The organism is Corynebacterium tapiri (assembly GCF_006334925.1).
Classification (GTDB): domain Bacteria; phylum Actinomycetota; class Actinomycetes; order Mycobacteriales; family Mycobacteriaceae; genus Corynebacterium; species Corynebacterium tapiri.
The window spans coordinates 1-13,003 of sequence record NZ_VDHJ01000013.1 but is presented as its reverse complement, the minus strand read 5'-3'; the positions used below and the strand labels follow the sequence as shown (position 1 = coordinate 13,003).

Annotated in this window: 12 protein-coding genes, 2 tRNA genes and 1 rRNA gene; 5 read left to right on the top strand and 10 right to left on the bottom strand. The window is 61.6% G+C overall.

What is annotated here, in order from left to right; all coding sequences use genetic code 11:
* Positions 1 to 80: 80 nt before the first annotated feature.
* Positions 81 to 1,445 carry a sugar porter family MFS transporter gene (locus FHE74_RS09280; protein ID WP_139466237.1) on the bottom strand — a complete coding sequence of 455 codons (1,365 nt, stop codon included), beginning with the start codon at positions 1,443 to 1,445 and terminating at the stop codon, positions 81 to 83.
* A gap of 56 nt (positions 1,446 to 1,501) precedes the next feature.
* Here FHE74_RS09280 and nadE point away from each other — a divergent pair, with 56 nt between their 5' ends.
* Positions 1,502 to 2,317, top strand: coding sequence for an ammonia-dependent NAD(+) synthetase (gene nadE / locus FHE74_RS09275; protein WP_425456343.1), 816 nt, complete (start codon positions 1,502 to 1,504; stop codon positions 2,315 to 2,317).
* 4 nt (positions 2,318 to 2,321) lie between these two features.
* On the opposite strand, the gene FHE74_RS09270 is transcribed toward nadE, so the two are convergent.
* The 5 genes from FHE74_RS09270 to FHE74_RS09250 all read right to left on the bottom strand — a co-directional run bounded on the left by FHE74_RS09270 (position 2,322) and on the right by FHE74_RS09250 (position 4,696).
* Positions 2,322 to 3,068 (bottom strand): fructosamine kinase family protein, encoded by a 747-nt coding sequence (locus FHE74_RS09270; protein WP_139466235.1) that lies wholly within the window; start codon positions 3,066 to 3,068, stop codon positions 2,322 to 2,324.
* A 66-nt stretch (positions 3,069 to 3,134) separates the two neighbouring features.
* Positions 3,135 to 3,207 (bottom strand) — tRNA-Ala (locus FHE74_RS09265).
* Positions 3,208 to 3,231: 24 nt separating this feature from the next.
* Positions 3,232 to 3,304 (bottom strand) — tRNA-Ala (locus FHE74_RS09260).
* A 93-nt stretch (positions 3,305 to 3,397) separates the two neighbouring features.
* Positions 3,398 to 4,138: a DsbA family protein gene (locus FHE74_RS09255; RefSeq protein WP_139466234.1), complete on the bottom strand. Its 741-nt coding sequence runs from the start codon at positions 4,136 to 4,138 to the stop codon at positions 3,398 to 3,400.
* 108 nt (positions 4,139 to 4,246) lie between these two features.
* Positions 4,247 to 4,696, bottom strand: coding sequence for a MauE/DoxX family redox-associated membrane protein (locus FHE74_RS09250; protein WP_246049270.1), 450 nt, complete (start codon positions 4,694 to 4,696; stop codon positions 4,247 to 4,249).
* Between the two features lie 179 nt (positions 4,697 to 4,875).
* Here FHE74_RS09250 and FHE74_RS09245 point away from each other — a divergent pair, with 179 nt between their 5' ends.
* Positions 4,876 to 5,394 (top strand): hypothetical protein, encoded by a 519-nt coding sequence (locus FHE74_RS09245; protein WP_246049264.1) that lies wholly within the window; start codon positions 4,876 to 4,878, stop codon positions 5,392 to 5,394.
* 4 nt (positions 5,395 to 5,398) lie between these two features.
* Here the strand turns inward: FHE74_RS09245 and pgm are convergent, their stop codons facing one another.
* Positions 5,399 to 7,057: a phosphoglucomutase (alpha-D-glucose-1,6-bisphosphate-dependent) gene (gene pgm, locus FHE74_RS09240; protein WP_139466232.1), complete on the bottom strand. Its 1,659-nt coding sequence runs from the start codon at positions 7,055 to 7,057 to the stop codon at positions 5,399 to 5,401.
* 194 nt (positions 7,058 to 7,251) lie between these two features.
* Here pgm and FHE74_RS09235 point away from each other — a divergent pair, with 194 nt between their 5' ends.
* From FHE74_RS09235 to FHE74_RS09225, 3 genes are read left to right on the top strand one after another with little or no spacing between them, the layout of a single operon-like run.
* Positions 7,252 to 8,682, top strand: a complete 1,431-nt coding sequence (locus tag FHE74_RS09235) for an alanine/glycine:cation symporter family protein (protein WP_139466231.1) — start codon at positions 7,252 to 7,254, stop codon at positions 8,680 to 8,682.
* Between the two features lie 13 nt (positions 8,683 to 8,695).
* Positions 8,696 to 9,001 (top strand): fluoride efflux transporter family protein, encoded by a 306-nt coding sequence (locus FHE74_RS09230; RefSeq protein ID WP_139466230.1) that lies wholly within the window; start codon positions 8,696 to 8,698, stop codon positions 8,999 to 9,001.
* On the top strand, positions 8,998 to 9,333 hold the full coding sequence (locus tag FHE74_RS09225) for a CrcB family protein (protein WP_139466229.1): 336 nt from the start codon (positions 8,998 to 9,000) through the stop codon (positions 9,331 to 9,333). The genes FHE74_RS09230 and FHE74_RS09225 overlap by 4 nt, the downstream gene beginning before the upstream one ends.
* On the opposite strand, the gene FHE74_RS09220 is transcribed toward FHE74_RS09225, so the two are convergent.
* The 3 genes from FHE74_RS09220 to rrf all read right to left on the bottom strand — a co-directional run.
* Positions 9,323 to 11,860, bottom strand: a complete 2,538-nt coding sequence (locus tag FHE74_RS09220) for an ABC transporter permease (RefSeq protein WP_180339734.1) — start codon at positions 11,858 to 11,860, stop codon at positions 9,323 to 9,325. The two genes, FHE74_RS09225 and FHE74_RS09220, sit on opposite strands and share 11 nt — an antisense overlap.
* Before the next feature lie 21 nt (positions 11,861 to 11,881).
* Complete coding sequence (locus FHE74_RS09215; RefSeq protein WP_139466227.1) at positions 11,882 to 12,730, bottom strand: ABC transporter ATP-binding protein; 849 nt, start codon at positions 12,728 to 12,730, stop codon at positions 11,882 to 11,884.
* A gap of 196 nt (positions 12,731 to 12,926) precedes the next feature.
* Positions 12,927 to 13,003, bottom strand: a 5S ribosomal RNA gene (gene rrf, locus FHE74_RS10870); the annotation flags it as partial.

Genomic DNA, 13,003 nt, shown 5'->3' with positions numbered 1-13,003 from the left:
CACTGACTACACGCGGGTAGCCAGAACACGAAAGATAAAGATACCCCGGCGTGGCGCAGTACTCCAAACCGGCGTGGCAGCTAGCTGCGGGTGGCCCGCTCGAAGCGCTGCCTGAACTGCTCCCCTACTGCTTCCAGGCTCCGCCCCTTGGTCTCCGGCACCATCACGCGCACAAAGGCGAAGGCTGCCAGACCCAACGTGGCAAAGATCAGGAACGTCGCCCCCGCGCTCAGCAGCGACACGAGTGGGAGGAAGAATTGCGCCACTGCCCAGTTGGCTCCCCAAAGCGCCAGTCCAGCCAACCCCATGCCCACACCCCGAACGCGCATGGGCACGATCTCCGAAATCAACAGCCAGGTGGTGGGTGAGACAGCCGCCTGCTGGGAAGCAATGAAGATGGCCATAACCACCAACGAGAGCAGAGCCAACCCCGGATGGCCCTTGGCCTGGCCGTAGACCACCGCCAGCACCACCAGGGAGATCACGTTAATCATCAGCCCGCCCAGGAGCAGGCGACGGCGCCCCACTCGGTCGATGATCTGCAGACCCACCCAGCAGGCAACCACGCTGACCAGTCCGATCACGATTGAGGTGTATACGGAATTGGTCGTAGACATCCCCACCTGATTCATCAGCGTCGGGGCGAAGTAAACGATCGCATTCACGCCTGTAACCTGCTGAATCACTCCGATCACCGCTGCCACCGCCACCGTCAGGTACAACCACCGCGAGGAACGCAGAGCTTGCCACTGCCCACGCCCCTCGGCCGCAGCATGATCAGCAATAATCTCGTCGACTTCCTGTTGGCTCATTCCTGCTCGTGAGGCAACCGCGCTAGCTTTGTTGGACCGGTGGGTGCGCGCGTAGAACACCGGGGTATCCGGCAAGAACGCCATGCCGATCGCCAGCATCGCTCCCGGTACAGCGGCCAGCCCCAGCATGAGATGCCAGTTTCCCGTGTGCGCCAAGGCCGAGTTGACCAGGTACGCCACCAACTGCCCCACGACGATCATGAGGGTGTTCAGCGACACCATGCGCCCGCGCACTGCGGCGGGTACCTGCTCCGACAGGTACATCGGCACCACGATGCTCACGGCACCCACCGCTACGCCGAGCAGGGTGCGAGCTGCGCCGAGGGACGCTACCGAACCAGCCACTGCACACCACAGGGAGCCCAGCACGAAGACCACGCCTCCAATGATGAGTGTGGTGCGGCGCCCAATTGCATCAGCTACACGCCCGCCGCTCATCGCTCCTATTGCTGCGCCTACCAGGAGCATGGAAGTAACCCAGCCTTCCTGGGTTGGGGTCATGCCAAACTCTGGGCCAATAAAGAGCAATGCTCCGGACATCACTCCGGTGTCATAGCCAAAAAGAAGACCGCCCAAGGCGGCGATCCAGGAGACGAGGCGGACGTAGCGCCGCGATTGTGCTGCAGTTGCCATGAGAAGAGATAGTGCCTGACACTACGATGACTCACATGGTTGAAACCTCGAGAAACATGCAAGACGAGATCCGAAACTCCCTGCATGTTCGCCCCTTTATCGATCCAGAAGCTGAAGTCCGCTCGCGCGTCGATTTCCTCGTGGACTATCTCCGCGCTAGCCGAGCCAAGGGCTTTGTCCTGGGAATTTCCGGTGGGCAGGACTCCACGCTGGCCGGTCGCCTCGCCCAGCTGGCAGTCGAGCGAGTCCGAGCTGAAGGAGACTCAGCGCACTTTCTTGCGGTTCGTTTGCCATATGGGGTGCAGGCGGATGAGGCTGACGCGCAGATCGCTCTTTCTTTCATCCGACCCGACGAGTCAGTAACGGTCAACATCAAGGACGCGGTCGACGCGCTTGACGACGCCTGCGCCCAAGCACTGGGCAACTCCGACCTCGGCGATTTCAACCGCGGGAATCTCAAGGCACGCATGCGCATGACCACGCAATACGCGTTGGCCGGCGAGCGGGGTCTCTTGGTAATTGGAACCGACCATGCTGCCGAGAACGTCACCGGGTTCTTCACCAAACACGGCGATGGCGCCGCGGACGTCTTACCGCTGGAGGGACTGAACAAGCGCCAAGGCGCACAGATGCTCCAAGCATTAGATGCACCTGAGTCCACCTGGCAGAAGGTCCCCACCGCGGACCTAGAGGACGATCGCCCGTCGCTTCCCGACGAAGAAGCGCTCGGCGTGCGTTACCAGCACATCGACGACTACCTGGAGGGGGCAGATGTTCCCCAGGAGGCGAAGGAACGCATCGAGCACCTCTGGCGGGTAGGCCAGCACAAGCGCCACCTCCCGCCTGGCCCCCACAGCTCGTGGTGGCGATAGCACCCTAGACCAGGTGCAAGGTCGCCTCTGCGGCCTGGACCAACTCGTGCCCGTACGACGGTCCATGGCCAGCGGCGTGAACCGCTAGTGGGTGCAACTGGTGAATGGGGGTGTTCTCCAGCCACCCCGGTTCTAGCGGGTGGACTTCCTGATAACCGGCGCGAATTTCCTCCAGGTAAGGCGCACCGAATAGCGCCAGCATTGCCAGGTCAGTTTCGCGATGCCCGCCATGTGCCGCCGGGTCGATGAGTGCGGGCCCTTGGGGACCGAAGAGTAGGTTTCCTGCCCAGAGGTCGCCGTGGATTCGCGCGGGTTCGGCTTTCATGTCGGCTGCGCACAGCGCTTCTAGCGCCTTCTCGACGGTGCGCATCCCTGCTTGATCCAGATTTCCGTTGTCCACTGCTACCTGGGCGAAAGGCAAAACTCGCTGTTCGGCGTAAAACGGCGCCCACTCCTCTGTCAGCTGGCATTGTTGCTGCCGACGCCCGATGTAATTGGGACCGTCCCACCCCTCGGGTGGCGCCCCGAAGCCAGCTACTGGGCAATCGTGAATCTTGGCTAGCTCCCGCCCAGCAATCCGCGCGTGTTCGGGGGTGGGGCGTGACGACGCGATCCTTTCAATCGTCAGGCTGTGCTCGTCCGCGGCTATGACTTTTACGACGATGTCACTGCCCTCCCGCAACCAACGCAGGCCTGCGGCCTCCGCTAGTGCTGCTCGGTCTCCTGGAGGTCGCTTCGTCAGAGTGTCCATGGGCTTAACGGTACGGCCCTAGGCATGAAAAAGGCCATCACGGTAATGTGATGGCCTTTTTAGACGTGGAGCTAACGGGACTCGAACCCGTGACCCCCACACTGCCAGTGTGGTGCGCTACCAGCTGCGCCATAGCCCCTTAGGAAAATATTGAATTGTGGAGTGGAGCTAACGGGACTCGAACCCGTGACCCCCACACTGCCAGTGTGGTGCGCTACCAGCTGCGCCATAGCCCCGCGTCATGCGACTCGTTTAAACCTACACCGGGCAAGCGAACGCCTCCAAATCAGCAGGTAGCGATTTGGAGGCGTCAAACAGCAAGCTAAAGGCTAGCTCAGGACCTTATCGATCCACTGGGCCGGATCCTGTACCTCAACATCCTTGCCGTCTTGCAGGATGCGCGGGGAAGACACGTTGCCGGTCTTCTCCTGCAGGTAGTTGGCGTTGGTCTCGGCGATCTTCTTGGCCTCATCGATGTAAGCACCGTCGCGGATGGCCTTCACGGCATCCTCCGAGGCTCCGAGTTCCTTGGCTGCATTAGCGAAGTCGTCATCACTCCACTGGTTGTAGATGTCCTGCTGCTCTTCAAAAATAACTTCGCGCAGGTTCCACCAGGCGTTGGTCTCACCCTTGTCGGCCAATGCCAACAGCGCCGCCAGCGAGGCGGTGGAGTGTCCTTCGGCGTTACGATCCAGGAAGTTCAGCGGGTGCACGTTGACAACGAGCTTGCCGTTATCAATCTCCTGCAGCATGCGCTCGTCGGTAGCATTAGCGAGCTCTCCACAGTGAGGGCACGAGTAATCCTCGTACAACCCAACTTCCTCGGCGTTCTCCCCAGCGCTCTGCGACTTCAGGGTGATTGCCCCATCGGCCGGGTTGTATTCCATCACCGCATTGACTTCGGTGTTGTCACGCTCCGCGAGGTGGGAGGTGCGCTTGCCCTGCGACTGCCACACCACCAGGCCGATAACCAGCGCAGCAACGAGCAGCAGCGCCAGCAGCACCCAGAGGAAATTAGCCGAGGACTTCTTGTTGGGATCAGAGACTGAGCGAGTCTTGGTACTCGACATAAGCGCTCGTCCTTTCACAGTAGGTATTTGATGAGCTACACCGCCCACTCCCCCTACGAAAGGTGGACGGGCACTGTGCCCAAAGGTATCAGCCGAGGTGCGATCCGACTACGGACGCACAGCCCAACGCGTAAACGGTCGAACCATCGTCCACACAGAAAGCGCGATGAACACCAGGTCACGCACGATCGTCTCGAAGTACTGCTTCGGGTAATTGGTGGTTGCTTCCTCTGGCCCGAAACAACCACAGTTGAGTTCGAGGCCGCGGATCCACGCCTGGGAGATGCCGATAATGAACAGCACCAGGACGATCGTGCTAACCAGGGAACTCTTGCGCAGATACAAGCCCATCAACAGCATCAGGCCACCTGCCAGCTCCAACGGGCCAATGAGCTGGGCGAGGATGTGATTCCAGGCTGGAGTGAAAATGTCGTAGGCCTGGATCGACTGCGTGACGTTGAGATTGTTGCCAATCTTGTGCAGTCCCGCGGTAATCCAGATGTATGCCATGAAGAAGCGTGCGACAAAGCTCACTCCGTCGAGAATGCGGGTCTTCATGCTGACTGTGGAAGTGCTCACCCTTGGTGATGCTACTTGAGGCCGACGGAAAAGAAGCGCCGGTCGCCAATTCTCTATGCAACACATGTGCGATTTAGGCCGACGGGTATTGCCACCTTGCCAACTATGGTCATTTCCAGTCAATTTGCTGAACACAACCTGTTAAGAGGAGATGGCCCATGCACAAGTTCCGCATCTGGCTGGTGTGCACCACCCTGCCGCTAATTGCCTTAAACTCTTGCGGCCAACCACCCACGCCCGAGCCCACCCCTAGCTCGGTGAGCTCTGAGCCATCGAGCACAACGGTTACCACAACCAGTCCCCGCATATCGACTACCTCCGAGCCGTCACCCGTTCCCGCGGCGCCCACGCTTGCTACCGACCAGGCAGCTACCGAGCCCTACGTCGTAGAGTGCCTAGTGGGCACGCCAGGCCCATCGCTTATGTCCGACGGAACCACTCAAACCACGGAGTATTGCCTCAATCAGCCCTGGGCAAAGGATTACCTCGCAGCTGAGGCGGCCGCCGGCCTGGACCCGTCAGAAATTCCGACGACAGTCTCGTGTCCTGCCTTCCTCTGTGGTTACGGATACGACGAAAACGGGAACCCGCGCCCCAGCAGTGGGGAAATTCAACTGCGCCACGCGTGTGAGAACGGAACCGCTAGCCCTTCTCAGTGCGCAGCCTTGGAGCAGTAAACAGCTACTGCCCCAGCACACGCTCCACGAGTTCCCGTGCCTCCTCCTGCACCTGCTTGAGGTGCTCGGGCCCACGGAAGCTTTCGGCGTAGATCTTGTACTTGTCTTCCGTACCCGAGGGGCGCGCGGCGAACCACGCATTCTCGGTAGTCACCTTCAGACCGCCAATGCGAGCACCGTTTCCAGGAGCTTCGGTGAGCTTGTCGACGATTGCCTCTCCAGCAAGCTCGCTCGCACTGACCGAGTCGGCGCTCAGATTCTTCAGCAGGGCCTTTTGCTCCCGGTTAGCTGGAGCATCGGTACGGGCATAGGCCGGGGCTCCGAAGCGGTCTGCCAGCTTGGCGTAGCGCTGGGAGGGAGTCTCACCCGTGACCGCGGTGATCTCCGCGGCCAAGAGATCCATGATCAGGCCGTCCTTGTCGGTCGACCACACCGAGCCGTCGCGACGCAAGAATGACGCACCGGCGGATTCTTCTCCTCCGAATCCCAGGGAGCCGTCGACAAGCCCGAGCACGAACCACTTGAACCCAACGGGGACTTCCACGAGCTTTCGTCCCAGCGAGGAGACGACTCGGTCGATCATCGAGGAGGACACGAGCGTCTTGCCCACGGCCGCGCTCTCGGGCCAGCCCTCGCGATGCGAGAACAGGTACTCGATCGCGACGGCGAGGTAGTGGTTGGGGTTCATCAGGCCCGCATCCGGGGTGACGATTCCGTGCCGGTCGGCGTCGGCGTCATTTCCGGTGGCCAGGTCGAAGCGGGACACGTTGTGGATCAGGCTCGCCATCGCGTTGGCCGAGGAGCAATCCATGCGGATGGCACCGTCGGTGTCGAGGGTCATGAAGCGCCAGGTGGGGTCAACGCGGGGGTTGACCACCTCGAGGTTCAGGCCGTAGGCCTCAGCAATCGCACCCCAGTAGTCGACCGAGGCTCCACCCATCGGGTCGGCGCCGATGTGCAGGCCGGACGATGCGATGGCATCCATATCCACCACATTCTTCAGATCCGCCACATACGTGTTGAGGTAGTCATATCGTTGCGCGCGCTCGTCCAGGACGCCGTTCACCGATACGCGTCCCACGCCCTCGAGACCGGCGCGCAAATACTCGTTAGCGCGTTCGGCAATCCAATCCGTGGCGTCTGCACCAGCGGGTCCACCAGTCGGCGGGTTGTACTTAAAGCCGCCGTCGCGCGGCGGGTTATGCGAGGGGGTGATCACAATGCCATCTGCCCAGCCAGGTGCACTGCCTGCAGTCCCCTCGTCGAGTTCGGCATTGTGACGCAGGATCGCGTGAGACACAGCGGGCGTGGGCGTGTAGCGCCCGGCGGCGTCGACAAGCACCGTCACGTCGGCAGCCAGCAATACCTCCAGCGCGGAAATCATTGCCGGCTCGCTCAACGCGTGCGTATCGCGACCGATGAACACCGGGCCACCGATCGACTGCTCACGGCGGTAGTCCACGATCGCCTGGGTGGTGGCCAGAATGTGGGCCTCGTTGAACGCGTTGTCCAAGGAAGATCCTCGGTGGCCTGAGGTGCCAAAGCTGACTTGCTGTGCCACATCGCTCGGGTCGATCTCCCGCGTGTAATAGGCACTCACCAGCGCCGGAACGTCGATGAGGTCGGACTCGCGGGCGGGTTGCCCGGCGCGCTCGTGTGCCATGGAACTCCTAAGAAGCGGGATGAATGTGGGCGTTTTCCACGCTCCATTGTTGTCCGGCGGTCTATTACCTGCAGCGGGTTCACGGAGCAACCCACCCCGGCTCTACCCCCGCTCGGGGGAATCATTTGTAATACCTATCAGCCTATTGGCTAGAAATAGTTACTTTCGCCACAGTTGCCACTTAAATTCAGTCCATGGTCGAGACCCTAAATAACACGCTGAGCGCGATATCCTCCGTCGTCTGGGGACCGTTCGTCCTCATCCCCCTCTTGCTAGGCACCGGCGTCTACCTCACGATCCGCCTGGGTGGCATCCAGTTTCGTACCCTCGGTCGGGCCCTCCGACACGCCTTCTTCGATACCTCCGAGAGAGACAACGAGGCTGGCGCCGGAGACATCTCGAACTACCAGGCGCTGACTACTGCCTTGGCAGCCACGGTGGGAACCGGAAACATCGTGGGCGTGGCCACGGCAATCTCCGTCGGCGGCCCCGGCGCACTCTTCTGGATCTGGGTCACCGGCCTGCTCGGCATGGCCTCCAAGTACGCCGAGGCCTACCTCGGTGTCCGCTTCCGCGTTACCGACGAGAAGGGCAACCAGATGGGTGGCCCGCAGATCTACCTCAAGCGCGGCATCCCCGGCCCCGTCGGCAGCGTGTTGGCCTTCCTCTTCGCGCTTTTCGCCTTCTTCGCGTCCTTCGGCATCGGCAACCTCACGCAGGCCAACTCGGTAGCTGCCGGAATGGAAGACACCTTTGGCATCTCCCCGGTTCTCTCCGGCGTGTTGATGTTCGTCGGCGTCGGCGCCGTCCTCCTCGGCGGCATCCAGGGAATCGGTCGCATCACCAGTGCCTTTGTTCCGCTCATGGTGGTTCTCTACGTCGTCGGCGGCATCGTGGTCCTCATCCTGCTGGCCGAGGACATCCCGGCGGCTCTGGCCACCATCTTCTCTGACGCCTTCACTGGCACCGCAGCTGGCGGCGGGTTCCTCGGCTCCACCATCATGCTGGCCGTGCGTTATGGCGTGGCCCGCGGCATCTTCTCTAACGAGTCTGGCATGGGTTCGGCTGCCATCGCCGCGGCCGCCGCCCGCACCTCGCACCCGGCCCGCCAGGCGCTGGTCTCCATGACGCAGACGTTCATCGACACCATCATCGTCGTCTCCATCACCGGCCTGGTGATCGTCACCTCGGGCGTATGGACCCAGGGTGAAGAGTCCGCAGCCACCATGACCGCCGACGGCTTCAGCGCCGGCCTGCCTGGCCACTGGGGCGGAACGATCGTCTCGGTTTCTCTGATCTTCTTCGCCTTCTCCACCATCATCGGGTGGTCCTACTACGGAGAGCGCGCACTCACCTCGCTCGTGGGACAGTGGGCCTCGGTCCCCTACCGCATGCTGTTCACGGTCATCGTGTTCGTCGGTGCAATCTCCGAGATCAAACTCGCCTGGACCTTCTCTGACCTGGCCAACGGCCTGATGGCGCTGCCCAACCTCATTGGTCTGCTTCTGCTCTCCGGCCTCGTTGCTCGTGAGACACGCGAGTACCTCCGCTTCGATCCGGGCTTGAACAAGCCGGCAGCCACCGTCCGAGAGTTCGTGGATCGCCAAGAAATGCAGTGGCGCTAAAATCTAAAGACTTGTGAAAGATGGGTTGGTCGTTGCTCTCGGCGCGGGTCTCGGCGCCACCGCACGCTTTTGGTTGAGTTCGCTTCTCGACGCCCCTCTATCCATCACTCTGGCCATCAACCTGGTCGGATGCTTTGCCTTCGGACTATTTCGCCCCGGCCCCTTCTGGGGGTCCGGGGTGCTTGGCGGTTTTACCACCCTGAGCACTTTTGCCCTGCTGGCCGCAGACCTGCCCACAGGCACGGCAATCTTCTATGTTTTGCTGACGATGGTGGGCAGCGTGGCCGCCGCACTCCTCGGTCGTAGGTTGTCCGCATGATCGGCGCACTTCTTCCTACCGCGGCGGTCTTTGGTGCAGCCATGCTCGGTGGCCTAACCCGTTGGGCACTCACCCGCATTTTGTGGCCCAAGGTCGGTCTATTGCTTGCAAACTTGTTGGCCTGCGCCGTCCTTGCTTGGGCAATCGTGCACCTGTCCGGGCTGGTGGAAACCGCTATCGGCGTGGGATTCGCGGGTGCGTGCTCCACGCTGTCGACTGTGGCCAATCAGGTTGCGGAGGACGTCGAAAAGCGAAAAACCCCCGCGGCGCTGCTGTACTTGGGCGCCACGGTGGGTTTGTCCGAATTGATTGTGATCCTACTTAGTCGCTGATCGCATCGAGGGGCGGAGTCTTTGCCGCCCGCTGGGCTGGCCAAATGGCAGCGAACAGTCCGATGAGTACAGAACCAGCCAGCATGGCCGCGACCAACGGCCACGGGATAACCGGATCCCCTAGTCCCTGACCGTCCAGGGACGTGATGAAGGCATAACCGATGCCCAGCCCCAGCAACACACCAGCCAGGCCACCAAAGAGCGCGATCTGGACCGACTCCAGGGTGATCAGTTGGCGGATCTGCCCGCGGTAGCTACCCACCGCGCGTAGCATGCCGATTTCCTGGCGGCGCTCGATGACCGACAGCGTCAGCGTATTCACGATGCCCAGGATCGCGATGATCACCGCGAGCGCGAGCAACCCATACAGCAGCGAGAGGATCTGGTTGATCAGACCAGCCACCATGCCCGCCATGTCCTCGCTACTCATAACCTGAACCACGAGGAACGGCTTGACTGCCTGCTCAAGGCGGGGACGCACGTCGTCGGGATTGACTCCCTCGGCAACTTGAACACCCACCATGCGTATGCGCAGGGCGTCTGCGGGGACGACGTCTGTGACCTCGGCGTGCGACACCACGATGGAGCGGAACATCTGACTGTCATCGAGGATTCCCACGAGCTCGACTGGCTTGGTGGGCGCGGCCGGATTTGGCCCTGCGAGCTGCAGCTGTTGACCAACCCGCCAGCCGTGAGCGTCGGCAAGTGAGCGCGTCGCCAGGGCGCCGCCATTGCTGAGGTCACTCGTCCCCTCGGCTACCGTCAGCTTGCCGATATTCCCCGGGTCCCCATCAACCACGTCCGTAAACCCACCGTGCGGTCCCAGCTGGGAGGAAAATACCCCGTCGAGGGACACCGGAGCCACCATGTGCGTGGTTGCCCGTTCAACGCCTTCGACCCCGCGTACGGCATCGGGAACCTCTGCCGGGACGGGGAAACCACCGGCCGCCGGAGCCGTCAGCGCGAAGTCAGCTTCCAGGTTGGACTCCATCTGGTCCGCAACCGACTGCTTCATCGTGGCGCCCAACATGCCGATCACCGTTACCAGCGCCACCCCCAGCGCCAGTGCAAACGAGGTTGTGGCGGTCCGACGCGGATTGCGCCGAGTATTCGTCGACGCCAGCCGGCCCACCGCGCCAAAGGGCAGCCCCAGAAGCCGGCCAAAGGTGGGCACCACCGGCAGCGAGAGCGCTGGCGCCGCCAAGAAGAATCCGATCACCAAAAGTACGGCGCCCACCCCCACAGCGATCGCGCGCGTCTTGGTTTCCTGCTCGTCCCAGAACACACCCGCGAGTGCAGCCAGAACACCCAATGCCAACAGGATCACACCCGCAGTGGTGCGCCCCAGGAGAGGTTGGCTTGTCGACGACTCGTTCGCCCGCATAGCTTCCACCGGCTCCACGTCGCCGGCACGACGAGCAGGTGCCCAAGCAGATACGACAGTCACCGCGGTGCCCAGCAAAATGGGGACGAGGACTGCCGTCGGGCTCAACCCCAACCCGGAATCAGGGAGAGCCATGCCGCGGGAGGTCATCACTGCCTTGATCGCTGCGACCAGGCCCATGCCCACGAGAACACCGATGGCGGAGCCCAGAACGCCGATGATGACTGACTCCAAAACAACCGACCGAGTGATCTGTCCCCGCGAAGCACCTAGCGCGCGCAACAACGCGAATTCCTTGGTGCGCTGCGCGACGATCATTGAGAAGGTATTAGCGATCAGGAACGTGCCCACCAGCAGACCCACCAGGCCGAAGGCGACCAGGAAGTAATTAATGAAGCTCAGAGCGCTGGTGACGGCCTTAGAGGTGTCATCGGCGAGCTTCTGGCCAGTCTCTACGTCACGCTCTGGCAGGGCCTGCTTGAGCTCATCAACGACCTTCTGGGGCGCAACGCCTTCGGCAGCATCCACGATGAACTGGTCCACCACGCCGTCCTTGGCGTAGGAGGCCAGATAATCCTGCTCCGGGATGAGAACCTTGAGCTGGCCCGCTTGATCGATCGGGCTATCAAAGAGTCCGGTCAGGGTGACCTGATGCCGAGCCTGCGGGTCGACCACGATGAGCTTGTCGCCGGGGTGAAGGTTCTTCTCCTTGGCGGCCTTCTCGTTGATGATCACTTCTTGAGCGTTGGTCGGTGCATTGCCCTCAACGATCGTCTTAGTGTCGCCTACCTGCTCATCCGGCTCGTACCACACGCCAAGCGACGCCGTTCCCGAACCAGTTTGGATCGGTTCCGGCTCCGCGCCGTCGCGAGCAAGCACGATCGTCTGGCTGGTGGACACGTTCGTGCCGGCGACGTCTGGGTTCGCCTCGACCGTTTCGCGGTCCTCGACGGTTGCTTCCTTGGACACCACCGCATCGACGCCAGTAAACGCATTATTGACGGCCGCGTCGAAACTGCTCTTGAGCGAGTTGGTGAACATGAAGGCACCAGAAATGAACGCAGTGCCCAGCACCACGGCCAGCACTGTCAGGGCCAGGCGCAGCTTGTGCGCTGCAATGTTGCGCAGAGAGACCCTGCGCATTGTTGATTTCTTAGCCACCGTCTATCCCTCGATGCTGCTCATTTTGGCCAGGATCTTCTCAGTGGTGGGCTCACGCAACTCGTCGACGATGCGTCCATCAGCGAGGAAGATCACCCGGTCCGCGTAGGACGCCGCGCGGGGATCGTGCGTAACGATCACCACGGTCTGGCCGTCGTGGTCCACCGCCGTGCGCAGGATGCTCAGCACCTCCGCCGACGAGTTGGAATCCAGGTTGCCCGTGGGCTCGTCGCCGAAGATGATGTCCGGGCGAGAGACCAGCGCACGAGCACAGGCCACGCGCTGTTGCTGACCACCCGAGAGCTCCGCCGGGCGGTGGCTCAGGCGCTTAGACAAGCCCAGGCGAGTCGTTACTTCTTCAAACCACTGCTTATCGACGCTCTTGCCAGCAATATCGCTGGGCAACGTAATGTTCTCAGCCGCAGTAAGCGTGGGCACGAGATTGAAGGATTGGAAGATGAATCCCAGGCGGTCACGGCGCAGCGCAGTGATCTGCTTGTCCCCCATTCCGGAGAGATTGGTCTCGCCGATGATCGCGTCGCCGGAGGTGGCCGAATCCAGCCCTGCCATCGTGTGCATCAGAGTGGACTTTCCGCTTCCCGACGGCCCCATGATCGCCGTGAACTCATGTGCAGCAAACTCGACGTTGACGTGATCGAGGGCAGTCACTGCGGTGTCGCCTGAGCCGTAGCTCTTGTAGAGCTGGACTGCGCGGGCCGCCACGCTCTTTACGGGCGTTGCGGGGCTGTCCACCTGAGTGGCGGCACCAGTGACGTCGCCACTCAATGCGTGGCGCGGCCGAGAATCGCCTTCTGAACGGTCCTGATTCCCCGATGCGGGCGATGATCCCATAATGGCGCTCCTCTGTGAACCTTAAACTTTTCCTTATCAACCGTACTTGGCTGACTCTGGTTCACGCATCAGGGGTTCTACCTATTTGTATGAAGGGAATGTTTCCCTACCTTCAGACGCGCAAGTGGGGTGTGCCACCAAGACCTACAAGTCCAGGTAACACACCCCACATCATATTTACTTATCTTTCTTTTTTGGTCGGCGGTAACCTACTCTCCCACACCCTCCCGAGTGCAGTACCATCAGCGTGGACAGGCTTAGCTTCCGGGTTCG

What these genes read in the sequence shown, in the direction of transcription:
- FHE74_RS09280 (WP_139466237.1), bottom strand. Translation starts at nt 1,445, where the DNA reads ATGGCAACTGCAGCACAATCGCGGCGCTACGTCCGCCTCGTCTCCTGG.
- nadE (WP_425456343.1), top strand. Translation starts at nt 1,502, where the DNA reads ATGCAAGACGAGATCCGAAACTCCCTGCATGTTCGCCCCTTTATCGAT.
- FHE74_RS09270 (WP_139466235.1), bottom strand. Translation starts at nt 3,068, where the DNA reads ATGGACACTCTGACGAAGCGACCTCCAGGAGACCGAGCAGCACTAGCG.
- FHE74_RS09255 (WP_139466234.1), bottom strand. Translation starts at nt 4,138, where the DNA reads ATGTCGAGTACCAAGACTCGCTCAGTCTCTGATCCCAACAAGAAGTCC.
- FHE74_RS09250 (WP_246049270.1), bottom strand. Translation starts at nt 4,696, where the DNA reads ATGAAGACCCGCATTCTCGACGGAGTGAGCTTTGTCGCACGCTTCTTC.
- FHE74_RS09245 (WP_246049264.1), top strand. Translation starts at nt 4,876, where the DNA reads ATGCACAAGTTCCGCATCTGGCTGGTGTGCACCACCCTGCCGCTAATT.
- pgm (WP_139466232.1), bottom strand. Translation starts at nt 7,057, where the DNA reads ATGGCACACGAGCGCGCCGGGCAACCCGCCCGCGAGTCCGACCTCATC.
- FHE74_RS09235 (WP_139466231.1), top strand. Translation starts at nt 7,252, where the DNA reads ATGGTCGAGACCCTAAATAACACGCTGAGCGCGATATCCTCCGTCGTC.
- FHE74_RS09225 (WP_139466229.1), top strand. Translation starts at nt 8,998, where the DNA reads ATGATCGGCGCACTTCTTCCTACCGCGGCGGTCTTTGGTGCAGCCATG.
- FHE74_RS09220 (WP_180339734.1), bottom strand. Translation starts at nt 11,860, where the DNA reads ATGCGCAGGGTCTCTCTGCGCAACATTGCAGCGCACAAGCTGCGCCTG.
- FHE74_RS09215 (WP_139466227.1), bottom strand. Translation starts at nt 12,730, where the DNA reads ATGGGATCATCGCCCGCATCGGGGAATCAGGACCGTTCAGAAGGCGAT.